The 20,964-nt window shown below is 64.6% G+C and carries 14 protein-coding genes; 6 read left to right on the top strand and 8 right to left on the bottom strand.

What is annotated here, in order from left to right; translation table 11 throughout:
• Positions 1-17: 17 nt before the first annotated feature.
• Together AB1781_05590 and ald are read left to right on the top strand one after the other, a co-directional pair.
• Positions 18-1,313, top strand: a complete 1,296-nt coding sequence (locus AB1781_05590) for an AmpG family muropeptide MFS transporter (GenBank protein ID MEW5704044.1) — start codon at positions 18-20, stop codon at positions 1,311-1,313.
• A 14-nt stretch (positions 1,314-1,327) separates the two neighbouring features.
• The gene (gene ald / locus AB1781_05595; protein ID MEW5704045.1) at positions 1,328-2,443 is read left to right on the top strand and encodes an alanine dehydrogenase; all 1,116 of its coding nucleotides are present in this window, start codon (positions 1,328-1,330) and stop codon (positions 2,441-2,443) included.
• 3 nt (positions 2,444-2,446) lie between these two features.
• On the opposite strand, the gene phoB is transcribed toward ald, so the two are convergent.
• From phoB to AB1781_05635, 8 genes are all read right to left on the bottom strand, one after another.
• The gene (gene phoB, locus AB1781_05600; protein ID MEW5704046.1) at positions 2,447-3,139 is read right to left on the bottom strand and encodes a phosphate regulon transcriptional regulator PhoB; all 693 of its coding nucleotides are present in this window, start codon (positions 3,137-3,139) and stop codon (positions 2,447-2,449) included.
• Positions 3,136-3,867, bottom strand: coding sequence for a phosphate signaling complex protein PhoU (gene phoU, locus AB1781_05605; protein ID MEW5704047.1), 732 nt, complete (start codon positions 3,865-3,867; stop codon positions 3,136-3,138). Before phoU ends, phoB begins: the two co-directional genes overlap by 4 nt.
• Before the next feature lie 25 nt (positions 3,868-3,892).
• Positions 3,893-4,639, bottom strand: a complete 747-nt coding sequence (gene pstB / locus AB1781_05610; GenBank protein MEW5704048.1) for a phosphate ABC transporter ATP-binding protein PstB — start codon at positions 4,637-4,639, stop codon at positions 3,893-3,895.
• A gap of 173 nt (positions 4,640-4,812) precedes the next feature.
• Complete coding sequence (pstA, locus tag AB1781_05615) at positions 4,813-6,105, bottom strand: phosphate ABC transporter permease PstA (protein MEW5704049.1); 1,293 nt, start codon at positions 6,103-6,105, stop codon at positions 4,813-4,815.
• Positions 6,098-7,471 carry a phosphate ABC transporter permease subunit PstC gene (gene pstC, locus AB1781_05620; GenBank protein MEW5704050.1) on the bottom strand — a complete coding sequence of 458 codons (1,374 nt, stop codon included), beginning with the start codon at positions 7,469-7,471 and terminating at the stop codon, positions 6,098-6,100. Before pstC ends, pstA begins: the two co-directional genes overlap by 8 nt.
• 76 nt (positions 7,472-7,547) lie before the next feature.
• Entirely contained in the window at positions 7,548-8,591 is a 1,044-nt protein-coding gene (locus AB1781_05625) for a substrate-binding domain-containing protein (protein ID MEW5704051.1), read from the bottom strand.
• A 113-nt stretch (positions 8,592-8,704) separates the two neighbouring features.
• Positions 8,705-10,108: an ATP-binding protein gene (locus AB1781_05630; protein MEW5704052.1), complete on the bottom strand. Its 1,404-nt coding sequence runs from the start codon at positions 10,106-10,108 to the stop codon at positions 8,705-8,707.
• Between the two features lie 56 nt (positions 10,109-10,164).
• Entirely contained in the window at positions 10,165-12,423 is a 2,259-nt protein-coding gene (locus tag AB1781_05635; protein MEW5704053.1) for an NADP-dependent malic enzyme, read from the bottom strand.
• 282 nt (positions 12,424-12,705) lie between these two features.
• On the opposite strand from AB1781_05635, the gene mutS reads away from it, so the two are divergent.
• From mutS to trpS, 4 genes are all read left to right on the top strand, one after another.
• The gene (mutS, locus tag AB1781_05640) at positions 12,706-15,372 is read left to right on the top strand and encodes a DNA mismatch repair protein MutS (GenBank protein MEW5704054.1); all 2,667 of its coding nucleotides are present in this window, start codon (positions 12,706-12,708) and stop codon (positions 15,370-15,372) included.
• Between the two features lie 76 nt (positions 15,373-15,448).
• Complete coding sequence (locus tag AB1781_05645; GenBank protein MEW5704055.1) at positions 15,449-18,205, top strand: [protein-PII] uridylyltransferase; 2,757 nt, start codon at positions 15,449-15,451, stop codon at positions 18,203-18,205.
• A 75-nt stretch (positions 18,206-18,280) separates the two neighbouring features.
• A complete protein-coding gene (gene murJ, locus AB1781_05650; GenBank protein ID MEW5704056.1) occupies positions 18,281-19,831 on the top strand; it encodes a murein biosynthesis integral membrane protein MurJ in 1,551 nt (516 codons plus the stop codon).
• 67 nt (positions 19,832-19,898) lie between these two features.
• Entirely contained in the window at positions 19,899-20,897 is a 999-nt protein-coding gene (gene trpS / locus AB1781_05655; protein ID MEW5704057.1) for a tryptophan--tRNA ligase, read from the top strand.
• Positions 20,898-20,964: the final 67 nt, after the last annotated feature.

Consider the following 20,964-nt stretch of genomic DNA (forward strand, 5'->3'; position numbering starts at 1 on the left):
AGCCAGGGAGTCGCGGCGTGTTCAAGTCCCTTTTCGACGCCGTGGCGATTTACCGGGACGGGCGGATCGCCCGTCTTCTTTTCCTTGGCTTTGCGAGCGGGCTTCCACTTTTGCTCACGGCCTCGACCCTGGCCATCCGGCTGGCCGAAGGCGGGGTGACGAAGACGGCGATCGGGATCTTCGCCCTGGTCGGCCTTCCTTACGCGCTGAAATTCCTGTGGGCGCCGGCGATCGACCGGCTTGCGCTGCCGCCGTTCACGGCCGTCCTCGGTCGCCGCCGCGGCTGGATCGTCTTCACCCAGCTTTGCCTCATCACCGCCCTGGTCGGCCTCGGTTTCGCGAACCCGGTGCGGGACCCGGTGATGACCGGCGTTCTGGCGCTTCTCGTCGCCTTCTGCTCGGCCAGCCAGGACATCGTGATTGACGCCTACCGGGTCGAGATTCTCGAGGAACGGCTTTACGGCGCCGGTGCTGCCGCCCTCGTCTTCGGCTACCGGATGGGCCTGCTGGCGGCCGGCGCGGGCGCCCTTTACCTCGCCGCCTTCCTGCCATGGGAGGCGGTCTACCTCGCCATGGCGGGGCTGGTCGGGGTGGGCCTGCTCACGGTTTTCTTCTCGGCCGAGCCGCCCGGCCCGCAGGCTTCGGCGGCGGCAAAAAAGACGGCCCGCGAGGGCGGTGCGAGCAGCGCGGTTCGGTGGTTCCGCGAAGCCGTCCTGGCCCCCTTTTCGGATTTTCTCGCCCGGCCGCAGTGGCGGGCGATTCTGGCCCTTGTCGTTTTCTACAAGTTCGGCGACGCGCTGGTCGGCGTCATGGCGAACCCCTTTTACCTGGAGATCGGCTTTACGAAGGTCGAGATCGCGAACGTGAGCAAGCTGTTCGGACTGGCGGCGACGCTGGTCGGCGCCTTCATCGGCGGCCTTCTCGTCGCCCGCCTCGGCATCTTGAAAAGCCTTCTGCTGTGCGGCGTCCTGCAAATGGCTTCGAACGCGGCCTTCGCCCTTCAGGCGGTCGCCGGTCACGACGTGGGCCTTCTCGTCGCCACCATCGGATTCGAGAACCTGGCCGGCGGCATGGGTACGGCGGCCTTCGTCGCCTACCTCTCCTCGCTCTGCCACGTCGCCTATACGGCAACGCAGTACGCCCTGCTTTCGTCGTTGATGTCGTTTGGCCGGACACTGCTTGCCGCACCCGGCGGCTGGCTTGCCGATCACATGGACTGGGTAAACTTCTTCCTGCTTACGACCGCGGCAGCGTTGCCGGGCCTCGTTCTTTTGGTTTGGATTCGAAGACGGGCCGCATCGCGGATAGGATGAAAGGGGAAAAAATCATGCGAATCGGCGTTCCGAAGGAGATCAAGACCCTTGAGCACCGCGTCGGCCTGGTGCCGGGGAGCGTGCGCGAGCTTGTCTATCACGGCCACGAGGTGATCGTCGAAAAGGGTGCCGGTCTTGACAGCGGGTTCGATGACGTGGCTTACGCGGCGGTGGGCGCGCGCCTCGTCGGGACGGCGGACCGCGTTTACCGGGATGGGGAATTGATCGTGAAGGTGAAGGAGCCGCAGGCCAGCGAATTTCCGCTTCTGCGCGCGGATCAGATTCTTTTCACCTATCTGCACCTGGCAGCCGAGCCGGAGGTCGCGGACGCGTTGGTGGCGGCGGGCACCGTCGCCATCGCATACGAAACGGTAACGGACGCGGCGGGCGGCCTGCCGCTGCTCGCCCCCATGAGCGAGGTGGCCGGCCGGATGGCGGCCCAGGTCGGCGCCCACTATCTCGAGGTGGAGGGCGGCGGCGTCGGCCTTTTGCTTGGCGGCGTGCCCGGCGTACCGCCGGCGAGAGTGGTGGTTCTTGGCGGCGGCGTCGTCGGCACCAACGCCGCCCGCATGGCGATGGGGATGGACGCCTACGTTACGGTGATCGACAAGTCCCTGCCCCGCCTCTACGAGCTTGATCTTCGCTTCGGCGGCCAGCTGAACACGGTCTTCTCGACCGTCGATACGATCGAAACCTACGTTTTAGACGCTGATCTCGTGATCGGCGCCGTGCTGGTGCCAGGCGCCTCGGCGCCGAAATTAGTGCCCGAGGCAATGGTGAAGAAGATGCGGCGGGGATCCGTCATCGTTGACGTCGCGATCGACCAGGGCGGCTGTTTCGAAACCAGCCGGCCGACCACGCACGCTGAGCCTGTCTACATAGCCCACGGCGTCGTTCACTACTGCGTCACGAACATGCCGAGCGCGGTGGCGCGCACCTCGGCGCTGGCCCTCAACAACGCGACGCTGCCTTTCGTGCTGGAGCTGGCGGAGAAGGGCTGCCGGTTGGCGATGGCGGAGAACGCCTATCTCCTGCGCGGCCTCAACGTGCACCGGGGGAAGATCACCCACAAGGCGGTCGCCAAGGCGCTCGGCCGGCCCGCCGTGGCGCCGGAATCGGTCATTTTTTAAACGTCAATTCGCGGGCGCTTCGAGGGCATAGCCAGCACCGCGCACCGTGCGGATGAGATCGGCCTCGCCTTTTCCGTTCAAGGTCCGGCGCAGGCGCCGGATGTGGACGTCCACCGTGCGCAGCTCGACATAGACGTCCTGCCCCCAAACGGCGTCGAGCAACTGCTCGCGGTCGAAGACGCGGCCGGGGTGTTCCAGAAAATGCCGCAGCAGCCGGAATTCCGTAGGCGCCAGGACGATTTCCCGGGCGCCCCGGTGAACCCGGTGGCCGACAAGGTCCATCGTCAAATCGCCGGCTTCCAGTTTCTCCGCGTTCAACGTCGGGTGCGCGCGGCGCAAAAGAGCGCGGATGCGGGCGATGAGTTCGCTCGGGCTGAACGGCTTCGTCACATAGTCGTCGGCGCCGGTATCGAGCCCGCGGATCTTGTCTTCCTCCTCGCCTTTCGCCGTGAGCATTAGGACGGGCACGTGGCGCGTTGCCGGGTTGCGCCGAAGCTGGCGGCAAACCTCGATGCCGGATAGCAGGGGCAGCATCCAGTCAAGGAGGATAAGGTCCGGCGTTTCCTCTTTCGCGAGCACCAGCGCTTCCTCGCCGTTCGTCGCCACGGCGACCCGGTAGCCCTCTCCTTCAAGGTTGTAGCGGAGCAGCGTCACCAGGGTCTCTTCGTCTTCGACGATGAGGAGAAGAGGCTTCATTTTTCCAGCTTGCTGCGGGCGGCAAGCGTCGTCACGACGGAATCCTCTTCCTCGATCGTCGGCCGGTGTTCGCGCAGCCGTTTTCCATAGACCAGGAAATAGATCGTTTCGGCGATGTTCGTCACGTGATCGCCGATGCGCTCGATGTTCTTCGCCATGAACAACAGATGCGTGCACGGCGAAATATTTCTGGGGTCCTCCATCATATAGGTCAGGAACTCCCGGAAGAGGCTCATGTACATGTCGTCGACTTCGATGTCGCGATTCCAAACCTCGATGGCGCGCTCCGCGTTACGGGCGACGTAAGCATCCAGCACGTCCTTGATCATGGGCTGAACAAGCGCTGCCATGCGGGGGATTCCGGAGGCAGGCCGGATGTAGCGGTAGTCTTCCGATGAGATCACGCGCTTTGCGACGTTCGTCGCATAGTCGGCGATGCGCTCGAGGTCGCTGGATATCTTGAGGGCGGCGACGATGCTGCGCAAATCCTCCGCCATCGGCTGGCGAAGCGCCAAAAGGCGGACGGCCATTTGGTCGACGTCGAAATTCAGCTCGTCTACTTTGTCGTCGTTTTCTATGACGGCGGCGGCAAGCTTGTCGTCGTGTTCGCCAAGGGCGCGAATGGCCGCTGCAAGCTGGGATTCCGCCAGCCCGCCCATCTCGACGATGGCGCGGTTCAGGTGATTCAGTTCGTCGTCGTAGGATTTTACAATATGTTCCGAGGCCATGGGCTTGTCCTTCCCTATCTGCCGGTCAACCGAACCGGCCGGTGATATAGCCCTGCGTGCGGTCGTCTCTCGGGCTCGTGAAGATGGTCGCGGTTTCGTCGTATTCGACAAGCTCGCCGAGATGGAAGAAGGCGGTGTGCTGGGACACGCGCGCCGCCTGCTGCATCGAGTGGGTCACGATGACGATCGTGTATTTCCGGCGAAGTTCGTCCATCAACTCCTCGATGCGGGCGGTGGCGATGGGGTCCAGCGCCGAGCAAGGCTCGTCCATCAGGATGATTTCCGGGTTCACGGCGATGGCGCGGGCGATGCAAAGGCGCTGCTGCTGTCCGCCGGAAAGGCTGATGCCGGGCTCCTGCAAGCGGTCCTGCACTTCCGCCAGCAGCCCGGCGCGTTCCAGGCTCGTCATGACGACCGCGTCCAGCTCGGCCCGGTTCCTTGTCATGCCGTGGATGCGGGGACCGTAGGCCACGTTTTCATAGATGGATTTCGGAAAGGGATTCGGTTTTTGGAACACCATGCCGATTTTTGCACGCAGCTCGACCACATCGACGGTTTTTTCGTAAATGTCCTTGCCGTCGAGGGTTACCGTGCCGGTAACGCGGCACCCCTCGATCGTGTCGTTCATCCGGTTGAGGCAACGCAGGAAGGTGGACTTGCCACAGCCCGAAGGGCCGATCAGCGCGGTCACCTCGTTTTCCAGAATGTCGAGGTCGACGTTCGTCAACGCCTGTTTATTGTCATAAAAGACGTTGAGCTTCCGTGACGCCATCTTGACGGGCGCTTGCGCGCTCTTGGCGGCGAGGTCGGCTTCCGCCCGGCCTGCCTTCACGTCGACCTGGCCGCGCTTGGCTTTGGCGCGCCTGGTCGGGGTTTCCGCGCTGACGGCGGCTGGGTTCTCTTCGCCGAATTGGCGTTCCATGGCTTTCATTTTACCTGATTCTCCTACCAGCGTCGTTCAAATCGTTTGCGCAGGTAAACCGCCAGGCCGTTCATCGTGATCAGAAAAGCCAGCAGAATCAGCGTTGCCGCCGCCGTGCGCTCGACGAAGGCCCGCTCGGGGCTGTCCGCCCACATGAAAACCTGGACGGGTAGCGCCGTCGCCGGGTCCAGCGCCCCTTGCGGGATGTCGGCGATGAAGGCGACCATGCCGATCATGAGAAGCGGCGCCGTTTCGCCAAGCGCTCGCGCCATGCCGATGATGGTGCCGGTCAGGATGCCGGGCATGGCGAGCGGCAGCACGTGGTGCAGCACGACCTGGCTTTCGGAAGCGCCCACCCCGCGCGCCGCCTCGCGGATGGAAGGCGGCACGGAAAGAAGGGAGGCCCGGGTCGCAATGATGATTGTGGGCAGCGTCATGAGCGTCAGCGTAATGCCGCCGACCAGGGGCGCGGAACGGGGAAGCCCCGCGAAACTCAGAAAGACCGCCAGCCCCAGAAGCCCGAAAACGATGGACGGCACGGCAGCCAGGTTGTTGATGTTGACCTCGATAAGTCGGGTCCAGCGGTTTTTCGGCCCGAATTCCTGCAGGTAGGCCCCCGTCATGAGGCCGATGGGAAAGGCAAGCAACAGGGTCACGGCCATCGTGTAGAAGGAACCGACCACGGCTCCCCAGATCCCGGCGACTTCGGGCGTGCGCGAATCCGCGTTCGTGAAGAAGGCCGAGTTGAACTTCTTGGCGATAACGCCCTCGGCGGCGAGCCGATCGACCCAGCCGATCTGCCGGTCGTTCAGCCGCCTTGAGCCTTCCGGCACGTCGCGCCGCAGGGCGCCCTTCATCAGCATGTCGACGTCGCCGGATGCCGGCACCCAGATCGCCTCCCGCGTTCCGATAGCCGCCGGTTCTTTTAGTACGCGCTCACGCAGACGGAAGCGGGCGTGATCGCTAACCAGCGCAAAAAGCTGACGCAGGTCGCCGCGGCCTTCAACGTCAGGGAACTTGACCTGCAGGCTCTGGCGGACGAGTGCGCCGTAGTCCGCCGTCATCAGCGCCGCGGTGGTTACGTCCCCCTTTGGGGCCAGCGCGGCCTCGTCGTAGTGAATGTCGAGACGAACGTGGGTTTGCAGGATGGCCGTGTAGCCGTTTGCAAGGAGGCTGCCGATCATCAAAAAAAGGAAAAGGATCGCGGCAAGCACCGCCGAAACGCAGTAAAGGCGAAACCGCTTTTCCGCCCGGGCGCGGTGTTTCCGGCGTCTCGCCATCTGGGTCTTTTTTCTTTCGTGGAGAGAATCAGTCATATTTTTCCCGGTATTTCTCGACCACCCGCAGGGCAAGCATGTTCAGCAGCAGGGTGATGATGAAAAGCGTAAGGCCCAAGGCGAAAGCGGCCAGCGTCTTGGCGCTGTCGAACTCCTGATCGCCGACGAGAAGCGTGACGATCTGCACGGTCACCGTCGTCACCGCCGCAAACGGGTTGGCCGTAAGATTGGCAGCAAGGCCCGCCGCCATGACCACGATCATCGTCTCGCCGATAGCGCGCGACACGGCGAGCAGGAAGGCGCCGACAATCCCGGGAAGGGCGGCTGGCAGGATGACCTGCTGAATCGTCTCCGGCTTCGTGGCGCCCATCGCGTAGGAGCCGTCGCGCAAGGCCTGCGGCACCGCGTTGATGACGTCGTCCGAAAGCGAGGAGATGAAGGGAATGATCATGACGCCCATGACAAGGCCGGCGGCCAGCGCGCTTTCCGACGCGACGTCGAGTCCGAACGTCTCGCCCATTCCCCGGATCATGGGTGCCACGGTGAGCGCGGCGAAGAAGCCGTAGACGACCGTCGGCACGCCGGCCAGGATTTCGAGGATCGGCTTCACCGAGGCCCGGATCCGCGGGCTTGCGTATTCCGACGTATAGATGGCCGAAAAAAGCCCGATCGGTGCTGCGACGAACATCGCGATCAGGGTGATCAGAAGCGTGCCGGCGAAGACCGGGACCGCACCGAAGGCGCCGGTGGAGCCGACCTGATCGGCGCGAATTGCCGTTTGCGGGCTCCATTGAAGCCCGAACAGGAAGTCCTGGAGGGGAACGTGGTTGAAGAAACGGATCGCCTCGAACAGCATGGAGAGCACGATCCCGATCGTCGTCAGGATCGAGAGGGTGGAACCCAGGAAGAGCATCTTTACGAAGAACCCCTCGACCCGGTTGCGCGCCCGGAAGGAAGGGGTAAGCGCGCGGCGGCCGAAGGCAAGGCCACCCAAGGCCGCGGTCAGGGCGAGAACGAAGAGGCTCGCTTGCCCGATTTGCACCAGGTTCCGATAGTGCGCCACCCCATCGCCGAGCGCGCGCTCCCGCGCCGGATCGGCGAGCCCGCCTTCCGCCAGGCGGCAGATCTCTTGGAAAAAAGCCTCGTTGCCACTGAACTGCGCAAGCGTTTCCGGGGCGGCCTGCGCGACCAGCAGGGCCTTGAGGATGGGCTCCTCTAGCAACAGGCCGAGAATTAGAAGGGCCAGCGCCGGCAGGACGCACCAGAGGACGACGTAAAGGCCGTGATGGGTGGGACGGGAATGAAGACGCTGGCCCCGCCCTAGCGCAAGCGCGCGCTTGCGCCCCGCGGTGAAGGCCAGCGAGGTGAGGACGAGAAGGCCGGCAATGAAAAAATAAGCGGCCATCCTATCCCCACCCCTCTGTAGCCTAACCCCAATCTATATCCCAAACTTGCGCCGCGACAAGCAGCGCGCCGTCACTTTACTTCTTGTAAGGCGCGAAATTGACGCCCGTGGCGCGCCATTTCTCGCGTTCCTCGGTCGGCAACGGAATAAGCCCCCGATCGGCCAAATAGCCGAAGGGCCCGAAGGCCGCCTCGCTCGTGAAGGTCTCGATGTATTCCCTGATGCCCGGCACGATGCCGACATGGGCGGTCTTCACATAGAAGTACATCGAGCGCGAAACCGGATATTTCCCGCTCGCGATCGTATCGAAGGTTGGCTCGGTTCCGTCCACGATGGCGCCCTGGACCTTGTCCCGGTTCTGATCGAGGAAGCTGAAGCCGAAGACGCCAAAGGCGTCATGGCTTGCTTCGAGTTTCTGTACGATCAGGTTGTCGTTCTCGCCGGCCTCGACAAAGGCGCCGTCTTCCCGGATGGCTTGGCAGATGGCCTGGTATTTCTTCTCATCCGTCTTTTTGATTTCTGCAACGACGGGGAACTTCTTGCAACCGCCTTCCATGGCAAGCTCGACGAAGGCGTCCCTCGTGCCGGAGGTGGGGGGCGGGCCAAGCACCTCGATTTTCTTGTCGGGCAGGCTCGCGTCGACGTCCTTCCAGGTCTTGTTCGGGTTGGGGATGAACTTGCCGCTCGCGTCCGGCACGTCCTTGGCAAGGGCGAGCCACAGCGTCTTGAGGGTGATCTCGGCGCGCTTCGCCTTGGTCGAATTGGCGATCACGATGCCGTCGAACCCGATCTTCACCTCCGTGATGCCGGTGACGCCGTTCTTCGCGCAGGTTTCGACTTCCGAATCCTTGATCCGCCGCGAGGAATTCGTGATGTCCGGCGAATCAAGCCCGGCCCCGCTGCAGAAAAGCTTCAAGCCTCCGCCGGAGCCGGTGCTTTCGACGATGGGCGTCTTGAATTTTGTCGTTTTCCCGAACTCTTCGGCGACCGCGGTCGAGAAGGGAAATACCGTTGAGGACCCGACGATTCGAATCTGGTCCCGCATCGCGGCCGCGGTGGCGGAACCCACTGCAACCACGGCAACCACTGCAACAAGGGCGGCAAGAACGAGTTTCTTCATGCGTGGAACTCCTGATGTCTTGGGCATATGGGGCCTATGAGACCCATGGAGGGCGACGGCCCGAAAGCTGCCGCCGGTGACCCATAAAGCCCTACCGGAGCTTGGTGACCGTTTTATGACGCCTCTTCCGTTTCCTTTGTCAGGGGGAGGTAAACCGTAAATGTGCTGCCTTCGCCAAGCGCACTTTCGATCGTCAGCCGGCCGCGGTGGCGGTTGACGATATGCTTTACGATGGCAAGGCCCAGGCCGGTGCCGCCCAACTCCTGCGAGCGGGCCCGGTCAATGCGGTAAAAGCGCTCGGTGAGCCGGGGCAGGTGTTCGCGGGGAATGCCCTCGCCCCGGTCGGTGACGGCAATGCTTACCGCCGGCCCGGGCAGGCTGCCCGGCTCCTGCCGTCTTGCCTCGATCCGGACGACGGAATTGGCGGCGCCGTATTTGATGGCGTTGTCCGTCAGATTCTGGAAAAGCTGGGTCAATTCGTCCCGGCTGCCGGGAATGGCGGGCAAGTCCGGGGGCACCGCGACCGCGAGCGTCATGCCTTTCGCCTCCGCCTTCAGGGACAGCATGTCGCGCACCGCCTTCAGCACATCCCCGATGGCGGCCGTTCCGGTCGGCGACACGTGTTCGTTCAGTTCGATCCGGGAAAGCGAAAGCAGGTCGGCGACCAGGCGGACCATCCGTTTCGCCTGGCCCCCCATGATATTTAAGAATTTTTCCCGCGCCTCCGGATCGTTCTTCGCCGGCCCCTGGAGCGTCTCGATAAAGCCGACCAGCGCGGAAAGCGGCGTGCGAAGCTCGTGGCTGACATTCGCGATAAAATCCACCCGCGTCTGTTCGAGCTGCTTCACCGCCGTCATGTCCTGAAGGCTTACGATCAGCACGGTGCCGTCCTCGGCCGGTTTCGCAAGCGGGACGATACGCACCGCGAAGCACCGGGCCCGCGGGTAAGGAAGGTCAAATTCGGCGCTGCGGTCGGACAGGGTTTCGAGGGCGATGTCGACCTCTTCGAGAAGGCGCGGGTCCCGAATGACGGCGGCCAGGTCCTGGCCGATCGGGTTCGTCGTCACCAGCGCGCGCGCCGCCCGGTTTGCCTGGCGGATGCGCCGTGCGCGGTCAACCAGAAGCAGGGGGTCGGGAATGCTGTCGAGGACGATGACGTTCGCCTCCGCCAGCGTTTCGAGTTGAGCGGTTCGGCGGAGGTGCGAACGGTGAAACGCCTCGATCGCGGAAAGAAAGTCGTCGGCGACGCTTAAGGCGCGCACGTCCGGCGGCGGCGGCTTGCCGCCTCTGGCCAGGTCGCCGAGATAGGCGATCACCTTGTCCATGTCGGCGAGATAGGTGCGCACGATGACGACAAGCGCCGTTGCCGCAAGCCCGCCGCCCAACGCGGCCTGCCACGGGCCGACCTCGCCGATCGCCACGAACAGCGCCAGCACCGCCGCGCCGGGGGCCACCGTCGCCGCCCACCACAAAAACCAGCGATGGGGAACCGTCCGCGGCTGGCCAAGCTTGGGCATTCTCTTTCCTCTTTCGAAGGGTTTTCCGACCGTTCGGCGGCCGCCGCCGGCCGCCCCTATTCGGCGGCGTGGGCGGCAAGCGCGGCCAAGTTTACGACATCGGAGACGGTCGCTCCCATGTGGGCGATCTGGGCCGGTTTCGAAAGCCCGGTCAGGATCGGGCCGATGACGGTCACCTTTCCGAGTTGCTGCACAAGCTTCGAGGCGATGTTGGCGCTTGCCAGGTCCGGCATCACCAGCACGTTCGCCGAATCGGAAAGACGGCAAAAGGGATAGAATTTCCGCGTTTCCGAGTTAAGGGCAACGTCCGGCGTCATCTCGCCGTCGTATTCGAAATTCACGTTGCGGCGATCCAGAATCCGGATGGCTTCGCGCACGCGCTCGGTGCCGGCCGCCTTGCGGCTGCCGAAATTCATGAACGAGATCATGGCGACGCGCGGCTCATGGCCCCACACGCGCGCGCTTTCCGCCGCTTGAATGGCGATGTTTGCCAGCATCTCCGCCGTCGGGCTTTCATGAACGGTGGTGTCGGCAAGGAAAACGGTGCGCTGCGGCGTCACCACGACGGACAGCCCGAAGACCTCCATGCCCGCTTTCGGGTCCAGCACGCGGGAGACTTCCTGGTAGGAAACCGCGTAGCTCCGGGTAAGCCCCGTCACCAACCCGTCGGCGTCGCCCAGTGCCACCATGCAGGCGGCAAACACGTTGCGGTCCTGGTTCACCATCCGTTGGCAGTCGCGGTAAAGCGCGCCTTCCCGCTGCAGCCGTTCGTACAGGTATTCCGTGTAGCGTTGGTTGTTCTTGCTGTGGCGGGCGTTGTGGGTTTCAAGGGCCTCGCCGCCGCCCAAGCCCAGACGTTCGATCGCCTCGGCAATCAAGTTGTCGCGGCCGATCAGCACCGGCGTGCCATAGCCGGAATTGCGGAAAGCGATCGCGGCGCGGATCACTTTTTCTCCCTCCCCTTCCGCGAAGACGATGCGGCGCGCGTTGTGACGAACACGCTCGAAGATGAGCTGGAGGCTTGCCGTCGTCGGGTTGAGTCGCGAAGCGAGTTCGCGCCGGTAGGCTTCGATGTCGATGATCGGTTTGCGGGCCACCCCGGAACGCATGGCGGCCTCGGCGACGGCGACCGGCACCGAGAAGATGAGCCGCGGGTCGAAGGGGGCCGGGATGATGTAATCGGGACCGTATTGCAGATGCCGGCCGGCGTAGGCGGCGGCCACCTCGTCCGGCACGTCTTCGCGGGCGAGGCTAGCCAGCGCGCGGGCGGCGGCGATTTTCATCTCGTCGTTGATCGTCGAGGCGCGCACGTCGAGCGCGCCGCGAAAGATGTAGGGGAATCCCAAGACGTTGTTGACCTGGTTTGGATAATCCGAGCGCCCGGTCGCGACGATGGCGTCGTCACGCACTTCGCGGACCTCTTCCGGCGAGATTTCCGGATCCGGGTTCGCCATCACGAACAGGATCGGCCTTTTGGCCATGCTGGCGACCATTGCCGCGCTCACCGCCCCCTTGACGGAAAGCCCGAAGAAAACATCCGCCCCTTTCATGGCGGCGGCCAGCGTGCGGGTGTCCGTCTCAATGGCGTGGGCGGATTTCCACTGGTTCATGCCTTCCTTCCGGCCGCGGTAGATGACGCCCTTCGTGTCGCATAGGGTGATGTTCTTCGGGCTTGCCCCCATCGCCTTCACCAGTTCGACGCAGGCCACCCCGGCGGCGCCGGCGCCGTTCACCACCATTTTCATGTCTTCGATCCGACGGCCCGTCAGGTCGAGCGCGTTCAGAAGACCGGCGGTGGCGATGATCGCCGTGCCGTGCTGGTCGTCGTGAAAGACCGGAATGTCCATCAGCTCGCGCAGGCGCTGTTCGATGACGAAGCATTCCGGCGCCCGAATGTCTTCGAGGTTGATGCCGCCGAAACTGGGCCCGAGAAAACACACGCAGTTGACGAACGCGTCCGTGTCTTCGGTGTCCACTTCGAGATCGATGCTGTCGACGTCGGCAAAGCGCTTGAAGAGTACGGCCTTGCCTTCCATGACGGGCTTCGAGGCGTGCGCGCCCAAATTGCCCAAGCCGAGCACGGCGGTGCCGTTCGAGATGACGGCGACGAGATTGCCCTTCGCCGTGTAGTCGTAGACGAGGGCGGGGTCTTCGGCGATGCGCTCGCACGGCACGGCAACGCCCGGCGAATAGGCGAGCGAGAGATCGCGCTGGGTGGTCAGCGGCTTGGTCGGCGTAATCTCGAGTTTGCCGGGGCGTCCGGAAGAATGAAAAAGCAGCGCTTCCTGGTCGGTTATCTTCGTCGTGTCGTTCATTGTCCTCCGGGGGCCGCGCGTGTTGGGGCGGTCCTTTTCGCTTGACGCATGGTGGCCCGGCCTTCCGCCGGCGGGAAAAACTCCGTAATCGTAGGGGCGCTTAGGCCTGGCGTCAAAGGCCATCGGGCGCCGCGTCGCTTCGTTGCCTGCCATCGCGCGCCCGCTTCTTGGGCTTGCGGCGGGGGGCTTGCGGCGGGGGGCTGTGCTAGATTGGGGGCGACGCCGCCCCCGGGCGCAAGACTCCGTCCGGCCGGTTTAAGAAAGGGGTTGGACCCTTAACGCATGCACCGCCCGAAACCCGGCCCCTCGGCGACCCCGATGATCGCCCAGTATCTCGCCATCAAGCAGGCCCACCCGGATTGCCTGCTGTTCTACCGCATGGGCGATTTCTACGAGATGTTCTTCGAGGACGCCGTACAGGCGGCGGCGGCGCTCGACATCGCGCTTACCAAACGGGGCCGTCACGACGGCGACGACATTCCGATGTGCGGCGTGCCGGTGCAGGCGGCGGATTCTTACCTCTCGCGCCTTATCCGCCGCGGCTTCAAGGTAGCCGTCTGCGAGCAGGTCGAAGACCCGGCCGAAGCGAAAAAGCGGGGCGCGAAGGCGGTCGTCCGCCGCGACGTCATCCGGCTGGTCACCCAAGGCACGCTCACGGAAGAGACGCTGCTGGAGGCGCGAAACCACAATTTTCTCGCCGCCCTGGCGGAAGCGGAAGGCGAGCTTGCGGTCGCTTGGCTCGACATGTCGACCGGCGACTTTCACGTTCAGGCGGCGACGATCGAACGGCTTCCGGCCGTACTGGCGCGGGTAGAGCCCGGTGAGCTGCTGCTTGCCGACCGGCTGCTCGAGCGTCGTGAAATCGCGGCTGCCTTGCGGGATTGCCGGGCGGCGCTCTCCCCCTTGCCGGCGGCCCGCTTCGACAGCACCTCGGCGGCCCGCCGGCTGAAGGCTCTTTTCAAGGTCGAGGCCCTCGAAGGCTTTGGCGCCTTCACCCGCGTCGAGATTGCCGCCGCCGGCGCCCTTGTCGACTATGTCGAGCTTACCCAGAAGGGCCGGCTCCCAAGGCTTTCGCCGCCAAGACAGCTGCGCCCGGACGCCGCCCTCGAAATCGACGCAGCGACGCGGCGCAACCTCGAACTGACCCGCAGCCTGACCGGCGAGCGCAAGGGCTCGCTTCTGGATGCGATCGACGAGACGGTGACGGGGGCAGGCGCGCGGCTTTTGGCGGTGCGTCTTGCCGCCCCCCTGACCGATGTCAAGGCGATCGAGCGCCGCCTCGACATGGTGGCGTTCTTCGTCGCGGACCCCACGCGGCGCGCCCGCCTTCGGGAGGCCCTGCAAGGCGCACCCGACCTTGAACGCGCCCTTTCCAGACTTACCCTCGGCCGTGGCGGCCCGCGCGACCTGGCGGCCGTGCGGGATTCCCTAGCGGTTACCGCAGATTTAAGGGAAGTCATTGAAAAACCAACGGCTTCTGGCATTCCCATGGAGATTGCCGAGGCGGTTTTCAGCTTGGGTTCCCACGGCGATCTTGTGGATCGGCTGACCCGCGCCCTGGCGCCGTCGCCGCCGGTCTTTTCCCGCGAGGGCGGCTTCATCGCGCCGGGCTATTCGCCCGAACTCGACGAGACGGTGACGCTTCGCGACGAAAGCCGTCGCCTCATCGCCGCTCTCCAGAACCGCTACGCGAAGGCCACCGGGATTCCTTCCCTGAAAATCCGCCACAACAACATCCTCGGCTACTACATCGAAGCGACGGCGACCCACGCGGCGAAACTGGCGACGCCGGAAAGCGGCTTCCTGCATCGCCAGACGATGGCGGCGGCCGCCCGCTTCACGACGGTCGAGCTGGCCGAGCTTGAGAACCGCATCCGCCAGGCGGCCGACCGGGCGCTGGCGCTCGAGCTTGACGTGTTCGAAGCGCTCGTCGCGGCGGTGACGGAAAACGCCGACGCCATCGCCCTCGCCGCGCGCGCGATGGCCGAACTCGACGTGGCGACGGCGCTGGCCGAGCTTGCCGTCCATCGCCGCTACGTGCGGCCAACGGTCGAGGAAAACCTCGCCTTTTGCGTGACCGGCGCGCGGCACCCGGTGGTCGAACGCGCGCTTGAGCGCGGCCACGAGGGCGCCTTCGTCGCCAACGACTGCGACTTGGGCGATGGCGGCGGCGATGGCAGCCGGCTTTGGCTGGTGACGGGACCGAACATGGCCGGCAAAAGCACTTTCCTGCGCCAGAACGCGCTGATCGCCATCCTTGCCCAGACCGGGGCCTTCGTGCCCGCGACCGTGGCCCGTATCGGCGTCGTGGATCGCCTGTTCAGCCGGGTGGGGGCGGCGGACGATTTGGCGCGGGGGCGCTCGACCTTCATGGTCGAGATGGTGGAGACGGCGGCGATCCTGCACCAGGCGGGACCGCGCTCTCTCGTCATCCTGGACGAAATCGGCCGCGGCACCGCAACCTTCGACGGCCTTTCGATCGCCTGGGCTACGATCGAGCATCTTCACGACGTCAACCGTTCGCGGGCGCTGTTTGCGACGCACTACCACGAACTCACGCATCTCGCCGCGCGCCTTGACGGCCTTTCCTGCCATGCGATGCGGGTCAAGGAATGGCGGGGCGAGGTGATTTTTCTGCACGAGGTGACGGAAGGGGCGGCGGACCGCTCCTACGGCATCCATGTCGGCCGCCTCGCCGGCTTGCCGGAGGCGGTCGTCCATCGGGCCGAGGCCGTGTTGGCCAGCCTTGAGGCGGGGGAAAGCAAAAGCGCGCTTTCCCGCCTGGCCGAGGACTTGCCGCTGTTCCGCATAGATGCCGGCCCCGCCCCGGCCGCCGCTTCGTCGCCGTCGGCGGTCGAAGCGTTGCTAAGCGAGATTCGGCCCGACGAGCTTACGCCCAAGGCGGCGCTTGAACTTCTGTACCGTCTTAAGGCGGCGCTCGACGAATAGGTCGTTTCCTACCTATATCTTTGGCCTATCCTTTGGTGTTCGTGCCGGGGTGCTCCCATACAATGGCGGAAAGCCCATGGAGAAGATGATCGACAACGTGCTGCAGCCGGACGCCCTTCGCGCGGCGCTTGAGGCGGTCTGCCGGGAGGAAGAAAACCCCGAACGTCAGCGCCCGCGCGTGCTGGCGGTGTTTCGGGAGACGCTCGAGGAAGCCCGCGCCGGCCTGCGGAGCGCGTTCGAGGCCGGTCTGAACGGCTTCGACGCCGCCCGGGTGGCCAGCCGCATCTTCGACGCGCTGCTTAAAGTCATGTACGCGTTTGCCGCGGAGCGTCTTTACCGGGTCTCGAACCCGACCGCCGCCGAACACTTGGCCGTCATCGCCGTCGGGGGATACGGCCGGGGCGAACTTGCACCCCATTCGGACCTCGATCTTCTTTTTGTCCTTCCCTACAAGCAAACGCCGCATGGCGAGCAGATCATCGAATACATGCTCTACATGCTTTGGGACTTGGGGCTTAAAGTTGGCCACAGCGTGCGCTCCATCGACGATTGCATCCGGCTTTCGAAGGCGGATATGACGATTGCGACCTCCATTCTCGAATCCCGTTTTATCACCGGCAACGAGGCGCTTTATCAGCGTATGCGCATGCGCTTCTTCCGCGACGTCGTCGTGGCGACGGCGACGCACTTCGTCGAAGCGAAGCTGGCCGAACGCGACACGCGGCATCGCCGGCTTGGGGACTCACGCTACGCGCTCGAGCCGAACATCAAGGAAGGCAAGGGCGGCCTGCGCGACCTGCACACCCTTTTCTGGATCGCGAAGGCGATCTATCAGGTGGGCGATCCGGCGGCTCTCGTGCCGCTGGGCGCGCTTTCGGCGCGCGAGGCGGCGCGCTTTGATCGGGCACTCCACTTTCTGTGGAACGTACGCGCCCATCTCCACTACCTTGCCGGCCGTGCCGAAGAACGCCTCACCTTCGACATGCAGGCGGAGATCAGCCGCCGCATGGGCTATGCCGATCGCGGCCATGTTCGCGGCGTCGAACGCTTCATGAAGCATTATTTTCTGGTTGCCAAGGACGTTGGCGACCTCACGCGAATCTTCTGCGCCTTCCTTGAGGCCCAGCACAAAAGGCGGCCGCGTTTCCGCCTGCCCTGGCTGCGGGCGGCGCGGGTCGAAAGCTTTATCGTGGATGGCGATCGGCTCAACGTCGAGGCGGACGACGCCTTTGCAAAAGACCCCCTCGGCATGGTCCGTCTCTTTCGCGTCGCCCAGAAGGAAGGACTCGACGTTCATCCGTATGCGCTGCGCCTGATCACGCAAAATCTGAAGCGGATCGATCACCCCTTGCGCGAGAACCCGGAGGCCTCCCGTCTTTTTCTTGAAATCCTGACCGCGAAGAAGGACCCGGAGCGCGCGCTAAGACGCATGAACGAGGCCGGGGTGCTGGGGAGGCTTTTGCCGGAGTTCGGGCGGATCGTCGCCCAGATGCAGTACAACATGTACCATACCCATACGGTGGACGAGCATTCGATCTTCGCCATTGGCATCCTGCACGGAATCGAGGAGGGCAAATTCCGGGACGCCATGCCGCTTTCCTCGGAGATCGTTCACAAGGTCCTCTCGCGGCGCGCCCTTTACCTTGCCGTTCTGTTTCACGACATCGCGAAAGGCAGGCCCGGCGATCATTCCGTCGTCGGCGCCGACATCGCCGGACACATCTGCCGCCGGTTGCGCCTGCCGGAGGAGGAAACGGAAACCGTTGTCTGGCTGATCCGCCACCATTTGCTGATGAGTGGCACCGCCTTCCAGCGCGACACCAACGACCCCGAGGCGATCGATGCCTTTGTGCAACTTGTCCAGTCGCCGGAACGGTTGCGCCTGCTGCTTCTCCTGACCGTTGCCGATATTCGCGCCGTCGGCCCGAACGTGTGGAACGCGTGGAAGTCCTCGCTTCTGCGCGCGCTTTACCACCGGGCCGAAGAGGTGATGTCGGGCGGCCTCATGGCGCAGGCAACCGAAGAACGGGTCGCTGCCGCCCTGGCGGCGCTTCGAGCCGGCCTTGCCGACTGGACGGACGCCGCCTTCGCCGCCTTCAAGAGCCGCGGCTACACGGCCTACTGGCTGGCCTACCCGGCGGAGGATCTGATCCGCCAGGCGCGGCTCATGCGCGCGGCGGACGCCGAGAAAGCGCCGCTCACCGTCCAGATTCACGTCGACGCCAAGCGGGGGGCTACGGAGGTCACCATCTACACGGCCGATCACCCAGGTCTCTTTTCGCGGCTGGCCGGCGCCCTTTCGCTGGCCGGCGCCAACATCGTGGACGCCAAGATCTTTACGACAAAGAACGGCATGGCGCTCGATAGTTTCTGGTTGCAGAGCGACGACGGCAAGGCGTTCGAGAAACCGAATCTGGCCGATGCCCTTTCTTCGGCCATCCGCAAGACGCTGGCCGGCCAGATCCTACCGAAGCGGGAACTCACCCAGCGGACAGAGATTTCCAACCGCCTGCGGGCCTTCAAGGTGGCGCCGCGCGTTCTGATCGACAACCGCGCCAGTCAGACCTTCACGGTCATCGAAGTGAACGGCCTCGACCGCACGGGCTTTCTCTACGACGTCACGCGGGCGCTGGCCGCTCTCAACCTGCAAATCGCAAGCGCGCATATCATGACTTATGGCGAACGCGTCGTTGACGTTTTCTATGTGAAGGACATCTTCGGCATGAAGATCGAAAGCGAAAGGAAGCGGCAGGTGATCCGGGAGAAGTTGCTTGCCGCCGTCGCCGGCGAACCGGGCCCAGGCACCTTCCTCCGCGCCGCCGCCGGCGAGTAAGGCGCGCGGCTTCGCTCTTCGCCTGCCAAGCGGGCGCCTTCCAAGCCGACAAAAAATCCGATACATCTCAAGGCCATGGCGTTTCTCCGATCCATCGCGACCGTCGGCGGCTACACGCTTGTCAGCCGCCTGCTCGGCTTCGTCCGCGACATTTTGCTGGCGGCCTTCCTCGGCGCCGGCGTCCTGGCGGACGCCTTCTTCGTCGCTTTCAAGCTGCCGAATTTCTTTCGCCGGCTTTTCGCGGAGGGGGCCTTTAGCGCCGCCTTCGTCCCGATGTTCGCCGGCTTCTTTGAAAAGGAAGGGCGCGACAAGGCGAAACGCTTTGCCGAGGAGGTGTTCGCGGTTCTGTTTCTTGGCCTCGCCTTCTTCATAGCGGTTGCCGAGATTGCGATGCCGTGGCTGATCTATGCTCTGGCCCCCGGCTTCGCGGACGAACCGGAACGCTATGGGTTCGCGGTCGTCTTTTCACGCATCACCTTTCCTTATCTTCTGTTCATCTCCCTGGTTTCGCTGATGGGCGGCGTCCTGAATTCCTTTGGCCGGTTTGCGGCGGCCGCGGCGACGCCGATCCTTTTGAATCTTTTCCTGATCGGCAGCCTGTTGATCCTTGCGGACTTCACGGCCACCCCGGGGCATGCCCTGGCGATCGGCGTAGCGTTGGCCGGAGTCGGCCAGTTTCTGTGGCTTGCGGCCGCGCTCAGGCGGGCCAATTTTTCCCTTCGCCTGTCTTTTCCACGGCTGACGCCCGACGTGAAGGCGTTCCTCGGACGGCTGGCGCCGGGCGCGATCGGCGCCGGCGTCGTACAGGTCAATCTCTTCATCGACATCGTGCTGGCGTCGCTGCTGCCGACCGGGGCGATTTCCTTCCTTTACTATGCGGACCGGGTGAACCAGCTGCCGCTCGGCGTCGTCGGCATCGCCGTCGGCACGGCGCTTCTGCCGCTGCTTTCCCGCCAGCTGCGGGCGGGCCAGCGCGAGGCGGCGAACGCAAACCAGAACCGGGCCCTTGAGGCGGCCCTCTTTCTGACGCTGCCGGCAACTGCGGCCCTTGTTCTTCTAAGCGAGCCGATCGTCCGCGTGCTGTTCGCGCGGGGCGCGTTCGGCGGCGCGGAAGTGGTGGCCGCGGCGCGGACGCTTTCGGCTTATGCGACGGGCTTGCCGGCCTATGTCCTGGTCAAGGTGCTGGCACCCGCCTATTTCGCCCGCGGGGATACGGCGACGCCGGTCAAGATCGCGGGGGCCGCCGTCGTCGTGAACGTCGTCCTCAGCGTCGCCCTCATGATTCCCTTCGCGCAGGTGGGCATCGCCCTGGCGACGGCGATCGCGTCCTGGTTCAACGCCGCCCTTTTGGTCACGGGCCTCCTGCGAAGAGGCGATTTCACGTTCGACGGCCGGTCGCGGCGGCGGCTGCCGCGCACGGCGCTTGCCGCGCTCGCCATGGGCGGGCTGGCCTTCGGGGCGGCCAAACTCCTCGAAGCGCCGCTCACCGGCGGCGAGGCGGAAAGATGTGTCACGCTGGGCCTTCTGATCGGCGGCAGCACCCTTCTCTATTTCCTGCTGGCGCGCCTTCTCGGGGCTTTCGAAAAGGGCGATTTGCGAGCGCTTTTCCGGAAAAAGCCCGCTTGACCGAGGGCGGGCTTGAGGGGACACTCCGGCCACCTCAACCGTCCGACTTTCCGCTGGAGTTCGCGGCATGGAACGCATCTTTTCCGGGGTGCAGCCCACCGGCAACCTTCATCTTGGCAATTATCTGGGGGCGCTTCGGAACTGGGTCGGCCTCCAGGAGCGCTACGACTGCATCTATTGCATCGTCGATCTTCACGCCCTCACCCTGCCTCAGGACCCGGCCGCCCTCCGCGCCCACATCCGCGAAGTCGCCGCCGCCTTCCTGGCCGCCGGGGTTGACGCCAAGCGGGGCGTCATCTTCAACCAGAGCGCCGTCGCCGGGCACAGCGAGCTTGCCTGGCTTCTCAGCTGCCTGACGCCGCTCGGCTGGCTCAACCGCATGACCCAGTTCAAGGACAAGGCGGGCAAGCACCGGGAGCAGGCGGGCCTGGGTCTTTACGCCTACCCGGTCCTGATGGCGGCGGACGTTCTCCTCTACAAGGCGACCCACGTGCCGGTCGGCGAGGACCAGAAGCAGCATCTGGAGCTTGTCCGCGACATCGCGGGCGCCTTCAACCGCCAATACGGCGTGGACTACTTTCCCTTGCCGGAACCGCAGATTTTCGGTGAAGCGACCCGGGTGATGAGTCTGCGCGACGGCCAGGCGAAGATGAGCAAGTCCGACCGCTCGGACTATTCCCGGGTCAACCTGACGGACGATCCCGATACTATCGCGCTTAAAATCCGCAAAGCCCGCACCGATCCAAAGCCCTTGCCGGACGAACCGGGGGGGCTTGCCGGCCGGCCGGAGGCAGCGAATCTGGTCGGTATCTACGCGGCCCTTGCCGGCTTGAGCCGGGCCCAGGTGCTGGCGCGCTTCGCCGGCACCCAGTTCTCGGTCTTCAAGGAGGCGCTGACCGAGCTTGCGGTCGGCGTGCTTGGGCCGCTTAGCGCCGAGATGGCGAGGCTCCGGAAAGACCCTGGCGCAGTGGACGCGGTTCTTCGCGAGGGCGCGGCCCGCGCCGGCCGCATCGCCGAGAAACACCTGGCGGAGATTCACGACATCATGGGACTCCTGCGCGCCTGACGCGTTCCCCTTTTCCGTTTTTAATCCAAAGCCGCGATTTAGGCTTGCCCTCGCGGTGGGGGCGGGC

The sequence above is a fragment of the Pseudomonadota bacterium genome (genome assembly GCA_040752895.1).
Taxonomy (GTDB): domain Bacteria; phylum Pseudomonadota; class Alphaproteobacteria.